This window comes from Psychrobacter sp. CAL346-MNA-CIBAN-0220 (assembly GCF_040309805.1).
Classification (GTDB): Bacteria; Pseudomonadota; Gammaproteobacteria; order Pseudomonadales; family Moraxellaceae; genus Psychrobacter.
In genome coordinates, this window is the sequence record NZ_JBEOPF010000568.1 from 1 (window position 1) to 249 (window position 249).

At 49.8% G+C, this 249-nt stretch carries 1 protein-coding gene; it reads left to right on the top strand.

Annotated features, from left to right (window positions below; genetic code table 11):
* On the top strand, nt 1-249 hold a 249-nt coding region (locus AAEY88_RS14840; RefSeq protein ID WP_350563621.1), incomplete at both ends, for an ATP-binding cassette domain-containing protein.

The following is a 249-nucleotide window of genomic DNA, read 5'->3' on the forward strand; positions in this document are numbered from 1 at the left end:
GTGTACAGATGGCAGGCTTGTCAGCCGATAAGCGTCCGGTCAATACCGTGTTTCAACAGTACGCCTTATTTCCGCATATGACCGTTGCGCAAAATGTTGCTTATGGTCTTAAACTTAAAAAAATTCCTAAAGACGAGATTCAAACGCGGGTGCGTGAGATGCTGGCCATGGTGCAGTTAGAGCATTTGGCCAATCGCAAACCGCAAGATTTATCCGGTGGTCAGCAGCAGCGTGTGGCGATCGCACGGG